This is a genomic window from Aquamicrobium sp. NLF2-7 (genome assembly GCF_022359935.1).
GTDB classification, from domain to species: domain Bacteria; phylum Pseudomonadota; class Alphaproteobacteria; order Rhizobiales; family Rhizobiaceae; genus Mesorhizobium; species Mesorhizobium lusatiense.
Genome location: NZ_JAKSED010000006.1, coordinates 39,847 through 59,379, shown reverse-complemented (window position 1 = coordinate 59,379; position 19,533 = coordinate 39,847). Strand labels below are relative to the sequence as shown.

Annotated in this window: 18 protein-coding genes; 9 read left to right on the top strand and 9 right to left on the bottom strand. The window is 62.7% G+C overall.

Going from position 1 to position 19,533, the window contains the following annotated elements:
- Nucleotides 1-4 precede the first annotated feature (4 nt).
- Genes MIC97_RS22350 through MIC97_RS22335 form a run of 4 tightly spaced genes read right to left on the bottom strand, consistent with a single transcriptional unit; the run spans nucleotide 5 to nucleotide 5,764 of the window.
- Nucleotides 5-379 (bottom strand): hypothetical protein, encoded by a 375-nt coding sequence (locus MIC97_RS22350; protein WP_012092604.1) that lies wholly within the window; start codon nucleotides 377-379, stop codon nucleotides 5-7.
- Nucleotides 376-2,520: a hypothetical protein gene (locus tag MIC97_RS22345; protein WP_015647726.1), complete on the bottom strand. Its 2,145-nt coding sequence runs from the start codon at nucleotides 2,518-2,520 to the stop codon at nucleotides 376-378. The genes MIC97_RS22350 and MIC97_RS22345 overlap by 4 nt, the downstream gene beginning before the upstream one ends.
- Nucleotides 2,517-4,325: a hypothetical protein gene (locus tag MIC97_RS22340; protein WP_012092606.1), complete on the bottom strand. Its 1,809-nt coding sequence runs from the start codon at nucleotides 4,323-4,325 to the stop codon at nucleotides 2,517-2,519. The genes MIC97_RS22345 and MIC97_RS22340 overlap by 4 nt, the downstream gene beginning before the upstream one ends.
- Nucleotides 4,325-5,764, bottom strand: a complete 1,440-nt coding sequence (locus MIC97_RS22335; protein ID WP_012092607.1) for a tyrosine-type recombinase/integrase — start codon at nucleotides 5,762-5,764, stop codon at nucleotides 4,325-4,327. The genes MIC97_RS22340 and MIC97_RS22335 overlap by 1 nt, the downstream gene beginning before the upstream one ends.
- A 491-nt stretch (nucleotides 5,765-6,255) precedes the next feature.
- On the opposite strand from MIC97_RS22335, the gene MIC97_RS22330 reads away from it, so the two are divergent.
- From MIC97_RS22330 to MIC97_RS22300, 7 genes are all read left to right on the top strand, one after another.
- Complete coding sequence (locus tag MIC97_RS22330) at nucleotides 6,256-7,185, top strand: zincin-like metallopeptidase domain-containing protein (protein WP_239802111.1); 930 nt, start codon at nucleotides 6,256-6,258, stop codon at nucleotides 7,183-7,185.
- Between the two features lie 715 nt (nucleotides 7,186-7,900).
- Complete coding sequence (locus MIC97_RS22325) at nucleotides 7,901-8,212, top strand: DUF736 domain-containing protein (protein WP_239802109.1); 312 nt, start codon at nucleotides 7,901-7,903, stop codon at nucleotides 8,210-8,212.
- A gap of 117 nt (nucleotides 8,213-8,329) precedes the next feature.
- The gene (locus tag MIC97_RS22320) at nucleotides 8,330-8,599 is read left to right on the top strand and encodes a type II toxin-antitoxin system prevent-host-death family antitoxin (RefSeq protein WP_133676051.1); all 270 of its coding nucleotides are present in this window, start codon (nucleotides 8,330-8,332) and stop codon (nucleotides 8,597-8,599) included.
- On the top strand, nucleotides 8,596-9,009 hold the full coding sequence (locus MIC97_RS22315) for a hypothetical protein (protein ID WP_239802110.1): 414 nt from the start codon (nucleotides 8,596-8,598) through the stop codon (nucleotides 9,007-9,009). Before MIC97_RS22320 ends, MIC97_RS22315 begins: the two co-directional genes overlap by 4 nt.
- Before the next feature lie 690 nt (nucleotides 9,010-9,699).
- Nucleotides 9,700-10,011, top strand: a complete 312-nt coding sequence (locus tag MIC97_RS22310) for a DUF736 domain-containing protein (protein WP_239802109.1) — start codon at nucleotides 9,700-9,702, stop codon at nucleotides 10,009-10,011.
- A 364-nt stretch (nucleotides 10,012-10,375) separates the two neighbouring features.
- Entirely contained in the window at nucleotides 10,376-10,540 is a 165-nt protein-coding gene (locus MIC97_RS22305) for a hypothetical protein (protein WP_239802108.1), read from the top strand.
- 346 nt (nucleotides 10,541-10,886) lie between these two features.
- Entirely contained in the window at nucleotides 10,887-11,072 is a 186-nt protein-coding gene (locus MIC97_RS22300) for a hypothetical protein (protein ID WP_239802107.1), read from the top strand.
- A gap of 185 nt (nucleotides 11,073-11,257) precedes the next feature.
- Here the strand turns inward: MIC97_RS22300 and MIC97_RS22295 are convergent, their stop codons facing one another.
- Together MIC97_RS22295 and MIC97_RS22290 are read right to left on the bottom strand one after the other, a co-directional pair.
- A complete protein-coding gene (locus MIC97_RS22295) occupies nucleotides 11,258-11,521 on the bottom strand; it encodes a WGR domain-containing protein (RefSeq protein WP_239802106.1) in 264 nt (87 codons plus the stop codon).
- An 84-nt stretch (nucleotides 11,522-11,605) separates the two neighbouring features.
- Nucleotides 11,606-12,028: a thermonuclease family protein gene (locus MIC97_RS22290; RefSeq protein WP_239802180.1), complete on the bottom strand. Its 423-nt coding sequence runs from the start codon at nucleotides 12,026-12,028 to the stop codon at nucleotides 11,606-11,608.
- 666 nt (nucleotides 12,029-12,694) lie between these two features.
- Between MIC97_RS22290 and MIC97_RS22285 the strand changes: the two genes are divergently transcribed.
- Complete coding sequence (locus MIC97_RS22285; RefSeq protein WP_239802105.1) at nucleotides 12,695-13,144, top strand: DUF3846 domain-containing protein; 450 nt, start codon at nucleotides 12,695-12,697, stop codon at nucleotides 13,142-13,144.
- A gap of 126 nt (nucleotides 13,145-13,270) precedes the next feature.
- Here the strand turns inward: MIC97_RS22285 and traG are convergent, their stop codons facing one another.
- Genes traG through MIC97_RS22270 form a run of 3 tightly spaced genes read right to left on the bottom strand, consistent with a single transcriptional unit; the run spans nucleotide 13,271 to nucleotide 15,693 of the window.
- Entirely contained in the window at nucleotides 13,271-15,223 is a 1,953-nt protein-coding gene (traG, locus tag MIC97_RS22280) for a Ti-type conjugative transfer system protein TraG (RefSeq protein WP_239802104.1), read from the bottom strand.
- Nucleotides 15,210-15,425 carry a conjugal transfer protein TraD gene (gene traD, locus MIC97_RS22275; protein WP_239802103.1) on the bottom strand — a complete coding sequence of 72 codons (216 nt, stop codon included), beginning with the start codon at nucleotides 15,423-15,425 and terminating at the stop codon, nucleotides 15,210-15,212. Before traD ends, traG begins: the two co-directional genes overlap by 14 nt.
- 4 nt (nucleotides 15,426-15,429) lie before the next feature.
- Nucleotides 15,430-15,693, bottom strand: a complete 264-nt coding sequence (locus MIC97_RS22270; RefSeq protein WP_239802102.1) for a TraC family protein — start codon at nucleotides 15,691-15,693, stop codon at nucleotides 15,430-15,432.
- A 257-nt stretch (nucleotides 15,694-15,950) separates the two neighbouring features.
- Here MIC97_RS22270 and traA point away from each other — a divergent pair, with 257 nt between their 5' ends.
- Nucleotides 15,951-19,529 carry a Ti-type conjugative transfer relaxase TraA gene (gene traA, locus MIC97_RS22265; protein WP_239802101.1) on the top strand — a complete coding sequence of 1,193 codons (3,579 nt, stop codon included), beginning with the start codon at nucleotides 15,951-15,953 and terminating at the stop codon, nucleotides 19,527-19,529.
- The last annotated feature ends 4 nt before the right edge of the window (nucleotides 19,530-19,533 follow it).

Sequence of the window (19,533 nt, the reverse complement as noted above, 5' to 3'; positions counted from 1 at the left end):
GGCGTCAAGGGCGTTTCCTGCCGATGATCGGTATGACGTCGGCGGTGCGGTTATCGCGCCGCCGTTCCATAAGCTGGCACAGCGCGCGGACTTGACGATGCTGGGCGAGCACGGTTTCGACGGCGCGCCGCTCCTGTTCGGCCCGGGCCGTCCCCGCCGGCCGATCCGTCGCGTTGCGCCGGGCTCTCGACTCGGCAACTGCATGGCGGAAGGCTTCCAGCACCTCGGAAGCGCGGTTCGCGGTCGCGCGACTGACACCTGCCTCGATGGCCAGATTCACAACCGTCAGCCTGCCATCAGCCACGCGGGGGCACCCATAAAGGAGGCGCGCCATCGCCTCACGAAGCGCCTGTTCCGTGGCTGCACTGACCGGCTTCATGATGTGCGTTCCTTCAACGGCGCGATGAGCCTGCGTTTTCTGTCGTTGTCCAGGCGCAGCGCTTCGCGTTGCAGCGGGGAGAGACGCTTGTCGGCGAGAAGATCCTCCGCCTGTGCAATGGAGGCTTCCCATGGCGGGAGATGTCGCTCGACGAGGCAGGCGTTGGGACATCGGTCGGGCGCGCATCGCGACAGGACCGGCACCGAGGCTGAAGGTTTCTCAGACTCCCGCAGGCAGAGCGCCGTCAATGGGTCGAAGAAGCAGTCGTTCAGATATCCGACATGCAGCGTGCGCGCCAGATGCGCCAGCATCGCCTTCAGGCGCTTGCGATCGGCCAGTTGCCCCGGAAGCGGGCCGAGTTCGCGGCCGACCCGCTCCAGTTCCACGCCGACGCGCTTACCGGCGGGTCCGCCTGGACCGTGACCGCGTCGATGGTTTTCGAAGTAGTCGATGATGTCGTCGAGTTGTCCGAGCGCCAGTTCCTGTTCGACCTCCTGCCTGAAGCCGGATGCGGACGAGCCGGCATAGCCGTTGAACATGGCCACGGAGGCGTGCTTGTACTGGATTTTGCCGGCGACAACCCCGAAGGGCCGGTTCGCGATGTACCAGGCCAGCGTTCGCCTGAACTGACGGGTGTTGAAGCGCCAGACGTCTTCTCCCACTCGGGGGATCACAGGACTATCGTCCGCGCCATATCGCTCATCGAGATGTTCTCGGAATTGGTTGATCTTCTTGGCGATGAGTATCGGCGTCTCGGCATTGTTCGTCTCGCGGTCGTCAAGGGCAAGCCATAGCCGCTCTGTCCCCGCATTCCGGCGGAATCGTTCCGAAAGACGCTCGGCAACCCGGATCGCCTGGACGGCGGCCTCGATGGTGATCCATTCGACCTGTTCGCCGCGAGCGCCGCGATCCTTCCAGGTCACGCCCTCGATCGCCAGCCTTTCTGTTCGCCCGTCCCGGTCGAGATTCCGTTTCAGGCAGCCGGATCGCAGCGACTGCACCTCACCGTCGCGCATGCCCGTCAGATAGCAACACACGATATAGGCGGCCGTCTGCAGGTGCCGTTCTTCCCGCGCCAGGCTGATGGCATCGAAGCGCTCCCGCCACGGTCGCCCCGTGTCGGGATCCGGGGAGATCGGCGTGTCCATCCCGCCCACCTCGAACCCAAGCTCGTCGACAGCATCATGAACCATCGACAACAGGGCCGGATCTTTGTGGACGGTGGTGAGATGCAGCCCGCATTGCATCGTCAGGAGCTTCAGATTGATGACCTCGCCATCAAACCTGCCGCCCCGCGACAATCTGCCGGTCAGCCCCCCGATCGAAAGAGGTCTTTCCCAGACAGGAATGCCTCTTCCTTCCTCGCGACGCTTGTCGATCCAGGAGGCCAGCATTACCGCGGGCCGCGTGTGGCGGGCGCGCGAGCGTGCTGCGAACCGGCTGTTCAGTGCATCGGCTTCAGCCCGGGCAGTGAAGATGTCGTCGCAGAGGTGCTCGACATATTTCAAGGCCCATCGCAGCATTGCGCCGATGACCGGCTCCGGGATGCGCGCGGTCCGGTTTTCCGAACAGCGCGTTCCCTGGCCGGTTGCCCGATAGACCGGTCGGCCGCGCCACGGGGTGAAGGTGATGCCACCGCACGTCAGATAGGGCGCCAGGCGATGAAGCTGGACGATGGGCCTGAGGCACACACCCACGCGCCCCGGCGTGATCGGCCGCGCCCGGTGATGGGTCGCGTATGCATCGATCAAATCCTGATCGACGTTTGCCAGATCGAGCTTGCCGATCCGCGAGCGCACGAAGTCCAGGAACCGGCGCAGCGTCGCAAGCGCAGTATGGCCGGAGACTGGCCGCAACCGCGGCTCACCGTCGGCGCGCCGTTCATTCATCCAGGCATAGATGTATTCCTTCGCAAGCAACCGCTCTGCCGCGCAGGGGATCACGCCGAAGTCGACCGTTCGAAAGGCCTTTCTGGCCATGTTGAACATCGCCGGCGCCATATCCCAGACATCATCGCCGAACCGCGAGAGCGCCGCTCGGTCGGTACCATCCCTGAGAGGCATCGAAGCCAAAACGATGTCGTCATCGACCCTGAGGCGTGAGACGGCACGCTCATCGTTCAAAGGAGAGGTAGTGGTCATGAGCCGTAAGCCTCCGGCGGAAGATAGAGCAACCGCGCCGAGGATTCTGCCGCCTCAACCCGTGCGCCTCCGACGACGGAGGACGGGAACATCGGCAGAATTTGCTCCGTGATCCTGCGGTATGGCCGATCGAATTTCTCGTTCCAGTCGCCAGAAGGCAACGCCTCCCGCAGCTCGTCCATGAACGCCTGGAACGCGATCAGCGCCGGTAGTTTCCGTGCGGTAATGACCGCGTTGGAGCATTCCAGGCACCCCCAGAACGGCGTCGGACAGGCTTCGCCTTCCCGACCGAAAGGGCTGACGCGGAAGTTGCTGCACGCCGCCAGCCAAAGATCCTGCTCTCCGTCCAGGAGCGGGCCGATCTTTTCCGACGGCACCGGCAGCCCGGTCGCGTCGGCTGAGGTTCGCAGCCGGGCTTCATCCGCGGGCACAACGATCCAAGGTCGCAGAGCCGGCGCCATCGCGTCGGTCAGTGCCTCGACTATCGTCTGCTCATGCAGATGCCGAAGGGCGGGGATGTCGGCATAATGGTTGGCCGCCACCGCTACCGTGTGGCCGACGGCAAAGTTCTCCAACTGCCCTCCGGTCCGCTTATACCAGTCAGCCTTCTGGGTCTTGCGCAGCCTGGAGAGATTGAGCGCCAGCGATTTTCCGGCGTCATCGACGATTCCGTACTTCTCGACAAACGCGGCCACGCAGGTCCCCAGCTTTTTCGGCGACGACAGGCGCCCCGGCTTCCAGGTGATCCAGAGCTTGCTCGATCCAGTGTGCTGCCGAGCCTTTTCCGTCAGCTTGATCGCCAGCCGCAGGACGGCTCCGGGCGTCTCCCGTCCGCCATCGCGGACACGCAAGCGCTTCCACTGGGCATGATGCGCGCGCCGCTTTCGATACTCGATCTCGACATAACCCCGGTTGGGATTGCGCAAGCAGTCAGCCTCAAGCCCACGCAGCGCTTCGATCTCCATGCCGGTCGTCAAGGACAGCCAGACGAGGAAGCCGACGACATCGTACCGGGTCAGATGGAAGCCGGCATGCAGTTCCTCGACCGGAGGCGGCTCGAGCCCGCATCTATGAGCGTGGTAGCGCAGATTGTCGAACAGCGCGCCTTCCCCGGCGACTACTCCCGCCGTCACAATCTGTTCGACCACTAGGTCATAGCGACGGCGCAATTCTGGATCACGGCCTACATCCAGAAGTGGGGGAGGCAGAGCCTCGCCCGTCGCTATCCGGTCGCGAGCCTCGATGATCTGGCGCATCGCTGCCTGCAGCAACGTCGAGGCAATCCTCCCACTGTAGGCATCGCGCGGCTTTGAGACGCCGTGCTCGCCGTGACCGATGTATTTCAGGCGCAACAGTGTTTCGGGCGGAAGCCTTTCAGGATTGAGCTCGGCGGCGACGCGCAGCACCCCGATCAGAGCACCGAGCACATTGCGCTGATTGGGTCGCTCGCCGCCGTTCTGCTCCAGCCAGTCCTCATAGGCATTGATTACCGCCGGAGTTAAGTCGTCGAGACGACGAGGTTTTACCGACGCCCCTTCCAGGAACAGCCAGAACCGCCGCAGACGGCGGATAAAGGTGCCTGCGGTTTTCCAGAGTGGTGCCGGCCCCATCCGGTGGAGATACTCCTGCAGGAATGGCGCAACCTCATGGGTCAGCGCCGTCAGCGGCCAGGAAGACAGATTGACGTCGATCCTCCCGGCATCTTCCGTCCGAAGGACGAAGACGAGCGGATTTTGCGGATTTTCCTCTTGAGTGTCGAACAATTCGATTCCAACTGGGAAGGTGGCACGACGACCGCGTTTCATCACAGGGGTCCACCAGCATTAACGCGCAGTTCCCAGGCCTCGACCGCAGCGTCGATCATTTCCTGGCTTTCTTCCATGCAATCCAGGTAGATGTGAGTGCTTTCGATGCGGCTATGGCCCAGCAAACGCTGCAACTTCAGAAGAGGATCGCCAATCAAGCGGCGGTACGCCGCGCCGATATGGGATCGGCGTTCGTCGAGTACCCATCCGATCTGTTCACGCACGAGCAGCGACAGCATATGAACCGCAAAGGTGTGGCGCATCATGTGCGGAGTGACGTCGAGGTCGATCCCGAACCGCCTGCACCGTACGCTTGCCCTCCGGAAGACCACCTCCCAAGCGGCCGGGGGCATGGGCCGCGCCCCTTCCGCCAGCCAAAGACACAATGGTTCGGATGTTTCCGCCCATACCAAGCGGCTGCGTTCGCGCGGCGCCAGCACGTCGACACTGGCTCGAACTGTGTCCTTTTCCAGAAGGAGCCTTCCCCGATCGTGGCTGACGACACGGATCGGATGTTCGATTGACCTATTGCGCGGTTGCGAAAGGCGCATGAGGACATTGGTCCGTTCCAACGCCGCGTATTCATGCAGACGCTTCAGCACGCGCTCGGGCAAGCGGATCTCGCGCCCCTTGCTACCCTTGGCAATGGCCGGCGCCAGTCGGAAAGATCGGCTCCTCAATGCACCGACCGGCTCCGTCCTCGGGAACTCGATCCAGAGCAGACTTGCCGCTTCCTGGAGCCGCAGGCCCGTCGTGACGAGCAATTCGGCGAACAACGCATTGCGCTCGCTGTTGCGGCCCTGCCAGGTGGGATCCTCGCTCCCGTCTGGAAGACGACCACGCAAGCCGATCTCGCGAAACAGGAGATACCGATCCAGGGAAAGGAACCGGATATCGCGTGTCCGTGCGCCGCGCTCGGTGGCAACATTGGCAGCGACCGCTATGGCCCCGCCGCCGTTCGTCCGTCGCCATGATTGCCGATAGGTGAAAGGCGATTTGGCGATCATTCCCTCTTCAAGAGCCCATCGGTAAAGCTTGTCGAGCGCTGCTACCGACCGGTTCCAGCTCGCGGCCGAGATGCGCGCCGGAGGAAGCGCCAGACGTCGCGCCGCATGGAAGGCTGCGACATCGTGCCGATCAGCCGCCCAGAGGGCTCTGTTGTCTCGGCGCTCGGCAAGAAAGCGCATCCAGATCAGGATATCCCAACCATAGGCGCGCAAGCTGTTGGGCGAACGAACCCCCAACGTGGGGCAAGCTCGAAAGAACCGGTTCAGGTCGTGATCGTAGCTGTCGTCATCGCCAAGAATGAACGGCATGCCGTCCACGAGGTTCAGCTTCTCGGCGGCTGCGACTTCATCCACCGACAGCCTGTGGACGACGCCATCAACCGTAACAGACTGCCGCAGCGTCGAAAGATCCGTGAAGAAGAGCTGGGGCATCCTGTTCTCCTCGGCCGCGATTTTCCCGCCGGGACGGGCTCGAGCCCGTCCCGGCGGGAAAATCGCATCGCCTCACCTCAAGCGAAGGGGAATGTCGTCAACGTTGATCGTGTGCTGCGAACGTCACAGCGGTAAGACAGAACACAGAGTCAGGATAACGGCGTCCTGCCCGCCGATGAGCTCGAGGACGCCGAAGTCGAGGCTCTTTACGAGTACGATCCTCACACGGGTAGCCGCTCGGTTCATTGAACCGAGCCGTCCCCGGCATCCCAACAGGGCGGCGCAATGCGCCGCCCATCTTCTTCCTGTCGCCCGAATGCAGCCCCGTCCGGTCGCGGTCCTGGCGGAGCCGGACAGGCTGCGCAACAGCTGCGCCGTCCGCCGCTTCGCTCCGGCCCTGCGGGTGCGCCGCCTGCCGTGGTGCCCCGCCCTTTTCGGACCTCGTGACGGGGCCGCGATCGGCGCGGCCTCCAAAATGGAGGTTCATGAAAATGAGCAGGAAAGAAAAGAGCGCAGCCCGGGTCGATATCTATGCGCGGATCACGGAGCGGATCGTCGCGCAGCTGGAAGAAGGTGTTCGCCCATGGGTGCAGCCCTGGCGCGCCGGCAATGCAGCAGGGCGCATCACGCGGCCGCTGCGCCACAATGGCGAGCCTTATTCCGGCATGAACGTGCTGCTGCTGTGGTCCGAAGCCATGGCGCGCGGCTACGCCGCGCCGATCTGGATGACGTTCAAGCAGGCAAGCGAGCTGGGCGCGCATGTCCGCAAGGGCGAAACGAGCAGCACCGTCATCTATGCCAGCCGGTTCACCAAGACCGAAACCGACGCGGAGGGTGGCGAGACCGACAGGGATATCCCGTTCCTCAAAGCCTATGGCGTGTTCAACGTGGAGCAGATCGACGGCCTGCCGGACCATTATTACCATGTGCCGAAGCCGATCGAAGATCCGATCAAGCGTATTGAACATGCCGACCGTTTCTTCGCCAATACCGGGTCCGAAATACGACATGGCGGTTCGCAGGCGTTCTTCTCGCCTTCCTCCGGCCATATCCAGATGCCGCCGTTCGAGACGTTCAGGGATGCTGAATCCTACGTCGCTGTCCTCGCTCATGAGCATATCCACTGGACGGCGGCGGCGCATCGCGTGAACCGCGATCTATCTCGCTATGGGAAGGATCGGAGCGAACGCGCGCGCGAAGAACTAATAGCGGAAATTGGGTCATCGCTGATCTGCGCCGATCTCGGCATCGTGCCGGAGCTCGAGCCTCGCCCCGATCACGCCAGCTACGTTCAGTCGTGGTTGCGTGTCCTTCAAGGTGACAAACGGGCGGTGTTTCAGGCTGCTGCCCATGCCCAGCGGGCCGTCAATTTCCTGCATGCGTTGCAGCCGACCGCGGTCGAAGAGCGTGAGGCGGCCTGATGTTCAACGCACCAAATGTCGCGGGGGAGGGCATCGGCCCTTCCCCTATCCGGTTGCGTGCGCTTTCGCTCGGCGCCGGCGTGCAATCCACCACCATGGCATTGATGGCCGCACATGAGCCTGAACGCCCTTGCCTTACTGCCGGCGTTGGAGAGCCAGCTCGCTTTTCCTTATCTATCGGAGAGCGTTGAACAGTTGCGCAGGCTGCTCCGGTCGATGCAGCACCGATCAGGCAGAAGCAGTCTCCAACTGGTGCGGTTCCGCCAATGACCGGACAGCGCACAGCCGCCGACCCAGGTTGCTGTCGAGCGAACGGGCAAGGATGTCGTTGGTCGCCAATACCGAAGGTGCTGGCTGCGATGAGACGGTCGAGCTGCTGGTTTCGAGGTGGATTTCATCGGCGTGCCCCAAGGCAGGTGTGCGGATACCATGACTGTGCGTCCTTTCCTCGAACGCGTGGCCGGCCCTTTTTGCGGCTCGATTTGGCATGTCTGACCTGAAACCGGCTTCGCCTCGATCGTTCTCCCGCAACGGCCGTCCGCGACTTTCTTCCCCTGGCGCTGCGCGCCATTCCTCGCGGTCCAAGAAAGCCGCCTCCGGCCGCCCTCCATTGCATTGCGGCCTCTTCGAGGTGCGGTCCGATCGTCTCCGGTCTTTCGACGGCCATCGAGGCCGCGAAGGGCGCGGCCCGAACAAAGCGAAAAGGAACACCACCATGGCTACCATCGGCACCTTCACCAGCACCGCCAACGGCTTCACCGGCACGATCAAGACCCTCAACCTCAACGTCAAGGCGCGCATCGAGCGGGTCGAGAACCCCTCCGACAAGGGCCCGCACTTCCGCCTCTACTCCGGCGCAGTGGAACTGGGCGCCGCCTGGCAGAAGACCGCCCGGGAGAGCGAGCGCGACTATCTCTCGGTCAAGCTGGACGATCCGAGCTTCCCGGCTCCCATCTACGCCACCCTGATCGAGGTGGACGGACAGGATGGTCTCCAGCTGATCTGGTCCCGGCCGAACCGGGACTGAGTTCCCGGCCCAATCGGCCCCGCCACCAGGCGGGGCCTTCCTCGCAGGAGGCACAACCGTTGCAGCAAAGACAGCAATGATGTATATAACGACTATAACAGCAAGCTGGAGTTGCCGATGTCCGGATCAAACAGCACATTCACGACCAGCGACTTTTCCCGAAAGTCGGGCGACATCATCGCCGAGGCGCTGCGCCGCCCGGTGACGATCACCCAGCGCAACAAGCCGCGCCTGGTGATCCTCAATATCGAAGATTACGAACGCATGCGCCGCCAGGCCGACACCAGAATGGTGGGCACGCTCGAAACCATGCCCGACGCGCTTCTTGATGAAATGTCAGAAGCGATCGAAGCCTATGCCGACGACAATGAAGGCGGCCGGTCTTGAGCTTCGAGGAAATCCAGACCGCCAGCGTTGTCCGTTACCCCTATCTGTGGGTTCGTGAAGCCGGCCACGGTGAAACCGAAGGCCGCAAGAACAGGCCCGTTGCAGTCGGAATCAGGCTTAAGCGGCCAGATGGTGACCTCCTCCTCCTGTTCCCGATCACCACGAAACAGCCGGAACCGGCCCGCTTTGCGGCAGAGATCCCGGCAACCGAAAAGCGACGGGCCGGCCTCGATGCGGATCTTCGTCTCTGGTTGATCCTCGACGAGTACAATACCGACATCATCGGGCAGTCATATTACCTGGAGCCGGAACCGCCGATGGGGCGCTTCAGCAAGGCGTTTTTCCTGCCGCTCGTGCGCGAGTTCATCGCACGACGCCAATCGCTGCGCGGTATCAGCCGCAACCGATGAGATGGATTTCGGTCTTGCTTCTGGCGGTCCCAGGTGCACGATGCGTCTGGCGGCTCGCTCTTGCCTCGGCAGCACGAAGAAGCTGCCTGCAAACTCGTTCGTGTAATCCGTTTTTCCGGGCGGCACACTCCGAGGCGTCAGGCGGTTGAGGCTCTTCCATCGAGAGTTATCTGGTTGCGAGCTCGCCATGCACAGCAGTTCGTATGTGCCTGCCTCGCGGGTCGGACAGCTTCCTGGCTCCACCACAGCTGATCGTCCTAACCACCAGCAACCAGCAGATGGCGTATCCGGGCGCGAGCCTATTGTAGGATGTTCGGCGAGCCAAGCAGTCGGGCCGACACAGGTCAGGCTCCTTGCAGGCGAGGATCGCGACGTTTCCAGTGCCGAGTCCCGACGGATGGATCGTTTCCATCCCTTTCGCCCCTGAGCCTTGGCGGCTCTTTCTGCGGCTCGATTTGGCATGTCTGACCTGAAACCGGCTTCGCCTCGATCGTTCTCCCGCAACGGCCTACTGCGACTTTCTTCCCCTGGCGCTGCACGCCATTCCTCGCGGTCCAAGAAAGCCGCCTCCGGCCGCGCCCTCCATTGCATTGCGGCCTCTTCGAGGTGCGGTCCGATCGTCTCCGGTCTTTCGACGGCCATCGAGGCCGCGAAGGGCGCGGCCCGAACAAAGCGAAAAGGAACACCACCATGGCTACCATCGGCACCTTCACCAGCACCGCCAACGGCTTCACCGGCACGATCAAGACCCTCAACCTCAACGTCAAGGCGCGCATCGAGCGGGTCGAGAACCCCTCCGACAAGGGCCCGCACTTCCGCCTCTACTCCGGCGCAGTGGAACTGGGCGCCGCCTGGCAGAAGACCGCCCGGGAGAGCGAGCGCGACTATCTCTCGGTCAAGCTGGACGATCCGAGCTTCCCGGCTCCCATCTACGCCACCCTGATCGAGGTGGACGGACAGGATGGTCTCCAGCTGATCTGGTCCCGGCCGAACCGGGACTGAGTTCCCGGCCCAATCGGCCCCGCCACCAGGCGGGGCCATTTCCGCGTCAAGGTGGAGATCTCGCGCAGGTGCCACAGGTCAAATTCCAGCCTCGCCACGGGCATCGAGCCCGTGGCGGGGTGGTTTCTGGCGTCAGGCCGAACCGTGGTGGAACAGTCTGCTCAGTACGTCCGAGGATGCCATGACGGCTCGAAGGCCTCAAGGACGAGCGGTTCCCCCAAATTTCAGCCCCGGCCTCCGGGCCGGGTCAGAAATCCGGCTCCCCCACTCGCCGGCTCCGCCGGTCGCGTGCCGCGATCCCTGACCCCTCCGCTCCGTCATGACCGTGATCGCCGTCTTTCACAAACAATGGCGGAGATGAACAATGTCGATCGATCAGCACATCGAGGAATTGCGCGCCGAGCTCAGGAACGCCGTCTATCGGGACGAGCGTCGCTGGATCAAGGAGGAGCTGGTGATGGCGCTGGCCGAGCGCGAGGCGATCTGGGCCGAGCAGGACGGGCTCATCAGCAGCGAGCCTCCCCACTAGGGAGGCTTTGCCCTTCGGCCGTGCTTGACGGTGCCGGCCGTCGAGCGCGTTCATTGCCCGAGTCTCGCCTCGTTGGGAAGCGGCGTTCAGGGGGCCGGCTGGCCGCCGGACATGGACACGCACGCGGGCCGCGCGCGTGATACTCTCTCTCAATGACGTCCCAGCCTATCGTCTCTCCTTCCGCGTCAAGGATGAGCGGTTCCCCCGATTTTCCGCCGATGCCGATAGAGGCATCGCCAGAAAATCGGCACCCCCACTCCCCGCCTCTGGCGGCCGCTTCGCGGTCCCTGACCCGCTCGTCGGGAATCGATAAGCCGCCTTCGTCATTGAATCGAAGGAGCAGATCATGCGTACCAAAAACCATTTGGACATCGATGAAGCCATCGAACGCCGCCGCAAGGCGCTTGAACGCGCAGGCAACGACCTTGACCGCCACCTGTTCAAAGGGCTGCTTGCCGAAGCAATTGTCGAGCGCGAAGCCGCAATGGCCGAAATGCGCACAAGCCCGGATTGGGACCGGGTGCCGTTCTAGCAACGGTGCCATCCCCGGCGTGCGGGAACGGATCGGTGGTCCCGCACGCCATTGGGGAACATTGCCATGGTTCGGCGCGCTCGATCATGCGAAAGTGGCCCCTTGCGGGATCGGCCGCGCCAGCAAACTCTTGTTTCTGGCGCTGCTGGGCGGAATCGACGCTCCGCACATAGCTATGATCGAAGTCAGCTGTTCCGGGCCGTTCCAGATGCGGTGTAGCCCCGCCGCCGCTTAGCGCGTTCGAGACGCAGTGAGACGGCTGTGGCCTCATCCTCGCTGTCGAAGGTCTCCATCATCGACTGGCCATTGGTTCCGATGCGGCCCCAGTTGCGGATGACCGACGCGCCGCCGAACAGGGTCGGCTGGATCGCGAGCGTATAAAACCGACGCATGTTCTGCGTCGGGTCGATGCGTTGGAGATGAACCGGGCCCGCGTCCTCTTTTTCCATAGAAGGAGTCTCGCCTCCGGCGGAATCGGCGTCAAACAACTTTCCTGAATCGAACCGGATCGACCGATTCATTGCCGTGATGGGTCAACCGCACCAGCTCCGCCGCGCGCCATCCCACCGACGCGCCAAACCCTCGCCCACCAAAATCTCACCAATCGAGCGCCCGTCGCGCACCACGGTGCGCAACTTGCGACCATACTGATCTTCGTCGCGCGTCCCCACGATAAGCGAGAACGGCCCGGCGTTCAGAAGTTCGTACAGCCGGCGTTTGGCGGCTTCGCCTTTGACGCGTTCTTCCTCGCAGCGCGGCGGGTTGATCTCCGGTGTGTCGATATCGGCGATCCGGATCCTTTCTCCCGAGAGCCAGAATGTGTCGCCATCGACAATGCATGTCACACGGCGGCCCTCGCCACAGAACGAGAACGTCGCGCGTAGCAAGTCGGCTTGGGAGATGGCGGCGGCAGGCGCGGGTTGACCACCTTCCTGATAAAGATGTGCGCCATATATCCCCGCGGCAATGAGGACGACAATCGCCCAGGCCCATTTCAGATTGAAACCGCGCCCGCTCGAGCGACTGCCCCGATAATGCCTGGTGGGGCCGGTTGATCTTTTCCTGCCGTAGTGCTGGTTTCGCTTCTTCCCACCGCCTTCGATACGGATGTTTCTGTTCAAACGGTTCGATGCCTCGTCCTGCCTGCTGCGCAATGATAGCGGTGATGCGTTACGATCAGCTTCCGGGCCTCGTGACACTTACTGCTTCCGGAAGAAATGGGCTGGGCGAGACCCCCTCGGGGCACGGCTCTATTCGCTGCGCTCACCGAACCCGCTGGCGCGGTTTCAGCCCATGCGGGTGACGATCCTCTCGCAGTGCGGTGCTGGTGACACGTCGCGGCGCAGGTCGAGGATCCACGAAGGGGTTGAGCCGGCTGGTCGCCGGAAACGGACACGGCCCCTGGCGGGGCCGTGATTGCACTCACTCTGCCGGCCAATGATACGGGCCGCGCCCATCGCCCCAAGGACGAGCGGTCCCCCCGATTTTGTTGTCGGCCGCTGAAGCGCCCGACAACAAAACCGGCTCCCCCACTCGCCGCTTCGCGGCCGCAGGAGCAGTCCTTGACCCGATGCCCGACTTGCCCGGGTCGGTCTCCGTCATCGCAATGAAAGGAGACCAGCATGACAAATTTCCTCACTGCCTATCTCGTGGAAGTCGAGCGTCGGACAATCCGGATCGTCACGATCGATCCTGGCAACATCCTTGCCGAAATCCGTCGCCATGTCGGATGTGATCTGATCGACATGGTTCGCATCGACCGGAACCATTGCATCGTCGTTGATGACAATGGCCTCACCGACGAGCTGCCCTGCTTCACCGAGTTGAAGGGCTACGGTAGCCCCCTCGCAGGAAACCTGCTGATCATCGGCACCGATGCAGCTGGCGAGACGGTATCGCCAAGCCATGCGATCGAAGATGTCGCGGCGATGTTGATGATCCGGTATCCGGTTCTGTCGCCGGAATTCGAGATGCTCACCGGTTCGACCGTCTTTGGAAGCCGCGTAAGCGGGCTTTCCGTCAAGCTGATCGGGGTGGTCCCAACCGTCCTCACTGAGGAGCGTGCATACTGATGCACGAAAGCGGCAGGCGGCTTCGGCCGTCTGTCGCATTTCTTTCTTTCGGATGCGAAACTGAGGTTTCGGGCATCCGCACTTTTCGCTGGCCAGCATATTGCGCAACCCTGAACTGCCAGGACGTCAAGGGGCAGTGCCAGCGCGCATAGCCTCATGCCTCTCCCCCTTCCGATGGAATCTGTTCTCGCCGACGACCGACTTCATGTCGTTTCGCCGGAACCAGATCGCGCGGCCGCATCGCAGCGGCGCATTCCCGGCGGTGAAGATGATCTGTTCGTCACTACGCATGCGCAGGACCTCCTCGGGAAGGACCAGCGGGCGCGATGCCAGTTGCTTTGATCGCGTGCGCGATGATCCCGACATCTGCGATGATCGGCTGAGCTGGTCGACCTCGACGGTCGTGTTGCCACAGCGGCGCGAGATATAGTCGGCGGTTTCCGGATCGTTGATCGCCGCGAACGATACCCATGATGCGCTTTCGAACCATTTGCTTGTCGCGTCGCGCCCGCCATAGGCTTCGCGCATCTGGCCGATCGACTGGAACAGCAGCACCAGGCTGATGCCGTATTTGCGTCCAGCGTCACGAGCGGTTTCGAGAATCCGCAGATAGCCGAGCCGCGCCACCTCATCGAGAAGGAACAGCGCGCGTCCGTTCATTTCTCCATTCCGGTTGTAAATCGCATTGAGCAGCGCGCCGATGATCGTGCGCGCCAGACCCGGATGCGTCTCCAGCGTCTTGAGATCGAGATTGACGAAAATGTCGGTCTTGCCCTCGGCGATGGCGTCGGTCGAGAAACTCGATCCGGAGACGAGCGCGGCATAGTTCGGATAGGAAAGCCAATGGGTTTCCTTGACCGCATTGGCATAGACGCCGGAGAAGGTTTCGGGCGTCATGGCGATGAAGGGGGCGACGTTCTCCTTGACGAACTCGGATTCGGAGTTGTCGTAGATCCTCTGAAGCCGCTCGCGAAGCTTGGGCTCCGGCTCGGAAAGGTTCGCCCGCATCTGCCGCAGATGCTGGCTTTCTTTTTTCGTATGCCCCGAGAGGCAGACATCGGCGATCAGCGCGGTGATGAGCTGCAGCGCCGAAGCGCGGAAGAAGTCGTCGCGGATCGACGTCGACCGCCCGGTGTCGGTCACCACCCAACTGGCGACCGCGACCACATCCTCTTCTCTTGTAGCGCCGAACCGCCCGATCCAGTCCAGCACATTGAATCCGGTAGCCGGATCCGTGGGATCGAGGATGAAGACGTCCCGGCCGGCCTTGCGCCGATGCGCAATCACCATCGGGGCGACTTCGTTTGACGGGTCGAGGGCAACAAGGCCGCCACCCCATTTCAGCGCAGTCGGCACGGTCACCGATGTCGTCTTGAACCCGCCCGATCCGGCAAAGACCAGCCCGTGTGTCGAGCCGAAGGACGCATCAAAGCACAGGAGCGGCGATCGACCGCCCGCGCCCCATGTCTCAGCGTCGTCGGAGCGGAATCCGCGATCGGCGACGACGTCCTTGTCAACGCGGTAGGCCTCCCCGACGACAACACCCCCGGCATGGGGAAAGAGACGCTTCGCATCGTTGACGCCCATCCATGCGGCTTCGCCATGGATCGCACGTTTCCCGCGGATGCGGCGCGGCGCGGCGGCGGCGAAGGCCGCATTTCCACGAAGGGCGACCCGCAGCGCGAACACGCCGGCGACCATGGCCAGCATCCCGCCGATGGCAGTTGCCGGGTCGACATAGTTGGCGATCGTGCTTCCCGCCGGCACATCGCCCGCGAAGGTCGCCAGCCTGACACCTTCCCGGATCGCCGCGAGGGAAACGACGATGACCGTCGCGAGCAGCACGCCTGCTCCTGCGAAGCGGATGGCGGCCGCACCCTTCGCGGCGAACAGGAATATGATGCCGCTCCCTGCCGCTGCGACGTAGGGCAGGGCAATGCCCACCCGGCCCAAGGCGAGCCGGGCGTCCGCCGTCGTGCCGAAGCTCGCGGTCCACTGCTCGATGCCGGTGAGCAGGATGACCGCCATCACCATGATCACGCCCGGCGCGACCAGCAGCGCGATCCTAGTCGGGGTCATGGGTAAACGCCCTTTCCCCGATGGCGAGCAGCCGGGCGCGCTCATTTCCATCGGCCTTGATCCGGCTCGCGCCGTCAATCAACAGGCCCAGTAGCAGAGCGCGCTTCTCGTATCGCAACCCGGCCTTGGCGATGAGGCCGCCAAGCTGAATCTTCTCCCGCGTGTCCTTCTTCCGATCCTCGGACTGGTTGGCTTGTCGCATGCGCTCAAGCCTCCCCACCCGACCCCGCAGTCGCGCCAGATGCGACCGGCGCAACGGCAGGCTTGCCTGCGCGAGGCCCTCCTTTGCGAAACCTGGCGGCGACCTCCTCGAGCGCGGTGATGAGATCGTTATCCTCGATCTCGATGTCACCCAGCCCAGCTCTCAGCGCCAGCTGGCCGATGCGCTCGGCCTCGCGTGTCTCGGCGGCTTTGAGCTGGTCCTGCAGACGTGCGATTTCTTCCCTGATCTTCGATGACGGTTTTCTCATTCCGGTGGCTCCATTCTTGCTCGACTGCCGTTTGGCAGGGACAAGAATCGGCCGGGATCGCGCTTTGCGCGACCCGGCATAAATGCCGGGTCGGCGGAGCCGACACTTCTTGAGATGATCCCGGCGATCCGAAGGATTGCCTCCAAGGGCGCAATTATACGTCGCTGGCGCGACGCGTCGCTTGCCTGGCCCGGATGCCGGGCGCTGGCGATCCTTCTGGACAGGTCGTGTCAACGGCAAGAAGGAGCCTGCCGCCGGTGGCTATCGCGCATTTTTCAGCCAGCATCATCAGCCGGGGTGACGGCCGCAGCGCAGTGCTGTCGGCGGCCTACCGGCATTGCGCGAAAATGGAGTTCGAACGCGAGGCGAGGACGGTCGACTACACACGCAAGATCGGCCTGCTGCACGAGGAGTTCATGGCTCCCGAAGACGCGCCGGACTGGCTGTGCACCATGATCGCCGATCGCTCTGTTGCGGGGGCTGCCGAAGCGTTCTGGAACAGGGTTGAGGCGTTCGAGAAACGCGCCGATGCCCAGCTTGCCAAGGACTTGACCATTGCCCTGCCACTCGAACTGACGCCCGAGCAGAATATCTCGCTCGTTCGTGACTTCGTTGAAAGAGAGATCCTGTCGCGCGGCATGGTGGCTGACTGGGTCTTTCACGATAATCCCGGCAATCCGCATGTGCATCTGATGATGACGCTGCGGCCACTGACCGATGACGGTTTCGGCGCAAAGAAGATCGCGGTGCCTGGTGAGGATGGCCAGCCTATCAGAACAAAGGCCGGAAAGATCGTGTATGAGCTTTGGGCCGGCGGCCTGGATGAGTTCAATGCTTTTCGCGATGCATGGTTCGAGCGGCTCAATCACCATCTGGCGCTCAACGGCATTGATTTGCGCGTCGATGGCCGCTCCTACGAAAAGCAGGGCATCGATCTGGTGCCGACCATTCATCTCGGTGTCGGCGCAGCAGCTATGGATCGCAAGGCGCAAGCGGCAGGCGCGGCGATAGAGCTGGAGCGGATCGAACTCTTCGAAGCGCGACGCGCCGAGAATGCCCGGCGTATCCAGCTCAATCCGGAACTGGTGCTTGATCTTATCAGCCGCGAGAAAAGCGTCTTCAATGAACGCGATATCGCGAAAGTGCTGCATCGCTATGTCGATGATGCGGGGCTCTTCCAGAACCTGCTGTCGCGGATCTTGCAGAGCGCGGACATCCTGCGGCTGGAGCGCGAACAGGTCTCGCTGGCGACCGGCAGACGCGAGCCTGCAAAGCTGACAACGCGGGAACTGATCCGGATCGAGGCTGGCATGGCGTCGCGGGCGATCTGGCTTTCCCGCCGCTCCTCGCATGGCGTGCATAATGCTGTTCTGGAAAACACCTTCGCGCGCCATGAGCACCTGTCGGCCGAGCAGCGTGCGGCGATCGAGCATGTTGCCGGGGCCAGCAGGATTGCGGCCATCGTCGGGCGTGCCGGTGCCGGCAAGACCACCATGATGAAAGCTGCGCGCGAGGCATCGGAATCTGCCGGCTATCGTGTGGTCGGAGGCGCGTTGGCGGGCAAGGCCGCTGAAGGACTGGAAAAGGAAGCGGGCATTGCGTCCCGGACGCTGTCGTCATGGGAGTTGCGCTGGCGACAAGACCGGGACCAGCTTGATGAGAAAACCATCTTCGTTCTCGACGAAGCCGGCATGGTGTCATCACGGCAGATGGCGCTCTTCGTCGAAGCCGTCACAAAGGCCGGCGCCAAGCTTGTCCTCGTCGGCGATCCCGATCAGCTCCAGCCGATCGAAGCGGGTGCGGCATTCCGGGCGATTACTGAGCGTATCGGCTATGCCGAGCTCGGGCTCATCTACCGCCAGCGCGAGGCATGGATGCGGCAGGCATCGACTGATCTTGCCGGTGGCCGGATCGGTGCGGCACTTGCTGCCTATGATGATGCCGGCATGGTCAGGACGCAATGGAGCCGCGATGAGGCCATCGCCTCGCTGATCAGCGACTGGAACCACGATTACGATCCAACGAGGACTGCGCTCATTCTTGCACATCGCCGTGCCGATGTGCGCATGCTCAACGAACGCGCGCGAGAAAAACTCGTCGAACGCGGGATCGTCGAAGAAGGTTTTGCTTTTCGCACCGAGGATGGAAGTCGCAACTTTGCCGCCGGCGACCAGATCGTGTTCCTCAAGAACGAAGGGTCGCTCGGCGTCAAGAACGGCATGTTGGCCAAAGTCATTGACGCCTCGGCCGGCCGCATCGTGGCTGCGATCGGTGAGGGTGACAATCGCCATGAAGTCGTGGTCGAACAGCGTTTCTATGCCAATGTCGATCACGGCTATGCGACGACGGTGCACAAAAGCCAGGGCGCCACCGTCGATAGCGTGAAAGTGCTGGCGTCACGCACGCTTGATCGCCACCTGACCTATGTCGCGCTTACCCGCCATCGCGATGATGCAAAACTCTATGTCAGCTTGAGCGAATACACGCAGCGCGGCGGTATTCTCGTCGATCATGGTGTCGCGCCCTATGAGAACAAGCCGGACAACCGCGATAGCTACTTCGTGACGCTGGAAACCGGCGAGGGCAAACAATCAACGATCTGGGGCGTCGATCTCGAACGTGCCATGAAAAAGGCTGCGCCAGAAATCGGTGATCGCATCGGCGTCGAACATAAAGGATCAGAGCCGATTGTGCTGCCAGATGGAAAGACTGTCCAGCGCCACGTCTGGGACGTTGTCGATGTGCGAGAGCTTGCCATGTCGCGGCTCGTCGAGCGCTTGTCGCGTGACGGTTCCAAGGAAACCACGCTCGACTATGAAGGCGCGTCCGCCTATCGCGCTGCGCTGCGTTTTGCCGAAAACCGCGGGCTCAATCTCATCAATGTGGCCCGCACCATCATCCGCGACCGGCTCGACTGGACCGTGCGGCAAAAGCAGCGTCTTGGCCGTATCGGTTCCCGTCTGATCGCTCTGGCGGGCCGGCTGGGGCTTGTTGCCGGCGCAAAGCAACATATCCCTTCCAGCCAGATCAGGGAGTTCGAACCCATGGTTGCCGGCATCACCATCTTCCCGAAATCAGTCGAACAGGCCGCCGAGGACAAGCTTGCGGCTGACCATGCGCTGAAAGCGCAGTGGGAGGAAGTCTCGACGCGCTTTCGCCTGGTCTATGCACAGCCGGAAGCAGCGTTCAGCGCTATCAATGTCAATGCCATGCTCAAGGATCCGGCGCTGGCCAAAGCCACGGTCGAGAAAATTGTCACTGACCCGGAAGGTTTCGGGGCCCTCAAGGGGAAGACCGGGCTGCTCGCCAGCCGGACCGACAAGCAGGATCGTGAGACTGCCCGGATCAATGTCCCGGCACTCGCCCGCAACCTCGAGAATTACCTGCGCCAGCGTGCCGAAGCCGAACGCAAGCACGAGGCCGAAGAGCGCGCCCGTCGTCTGAAGGTCTCGGTCGACATTCCTGCGCTTTCCGACAATGCACGAAACGTGCTCGAGCGCGTCCGCGACGCCATCGATCGCAACGATCTGCCGGCGGCTTTGGGCTTTGCGCTGGCTGACAGGATGGCCAGGGCGGAGATTGACGCGTTCAACAAAGCGGTGTCCGAGCGCTTCGGCGAGCGCAGCCTTCTCTCCAACGCTGCGAAAGATGCGACTGGTTCTGCATTCGAAAAGCAGGCCTTCGGCATGTCGCCGGGTGAGCGCCAGAAACTGGCAACGGCATGGCCGATGATGCGGGCCGGTCAGCAAATTGCCGCCCATGAACGAACGACCCAGGCTCTCAAGGAGGCTGAAGCACTCCGTCAAACACAGCGCCAGTCGCAGGTGCTGAAATGACAAT

Bases quoted from the DNA above. Each gene is read 5' to 3' on its own strand.
- MIC97_RS22345 (WP_015647726.1), bottom strand. From the start codon at position 2,520: ATGACCACTACCTCTCCTTTGAACGATGAGCGTGCCGTCTCACGCCTC.
- MIC97_RS22325 (WP_239802109.1), top strand. From the start codon at position 7,901: ATGGCTACCATCGGCACCTTCACCAGCACCGCCAACGGCTTCACCGGC.
- MIC97_RS22285 (WP_239802105.1), top strand. From the start codon at position 12,695: ATGACAAATTTCCTCACTGCCTATCTCGTGGAAGTCGAGCGTCGGACA.
- MIC97_RS22300 (WP_239802107.1), top strand. From the start codon at position 10,887: ATGCGTACCAAAAACCATTTGGACATCGATGAAGCCATCGAACGCCGC.
- MIC97_RS22310 (WP_239802109.1), top strand. From the start codon at position 9,700: ATGGCTACCATCGGCACCTTCACCAGCACCGCCAACGGCTTCACCGGC.
- MIC97_RS22335 (WP_012092607.1), bottom strand. From the start codon at position 5,764: ATGCCCCAGCTCTTCTTCACGGATCTTTCGACGCTGCGGCAGTCTGTT.
- MIC97_RS22340 (WP_012092606.1), bottom strand. From the start codon at position 4,325: ATGAAACGCGGTCGTCGTGCCACCTTCCCAGTTGGAATCGAATTGTTC.
- MIC97_RS22350 (WP_012092604.1), bottom strand. From the start codon at position 379: ATGAAGCCGGTCAGTGCAGCCACGGAACAGGCGCTTCGTGAGGCGATG.
- traG (WP_239802104.1), bottom strand. From the start codon at position 15,223: ATGACCCCGACTAGGATCGCGCTGCTGGTCGCGCCGGGCGTGATCATG.
- MIC97_RS22305 (WP_239802108.1), top strand. From the start codon at position 10,376: ATGTCGATCGATCAGCACATCGAGGAATTGCGCGCCGAGCTCAGGAAC.
- MIC97_RS22320 (WP_133676051.1), top strand. From the start codon at position 8,330: ATGTCCGGATCAAACAGCACATTCACGACCAGCGACTTTTCCCGAAAG.
- MIC97_RS22270 (WP_239802102.1), bottom strand. From the start codon at position 15,693: ATGAGAAAACCGTCATCGAAGATCAGGGAAGAAATCGCACGTCTGCAG.
- MIC97_RS22330 (WP_239802111.1), top strand. From the start codon at position 6,256: ATGAGCAGGAAAGAAAAGAGCGCAGCCCGGGTCGATATCTATGCGCGG.
- traD (WP_239802103.1), bottom strand. From the start codon at position 15,425: ATGCGACAAGCCAACCAGTCCGAGGATCGGAAGAAGGACACGCGGGAG.
- MIC97_RS22295 (WP_239802106.1), bottom strand. From the start codon at position 11,521: ATGGAAAAAGAGGACGCGGGCCCGGTTCATCTCCAACGCATCGACCCG.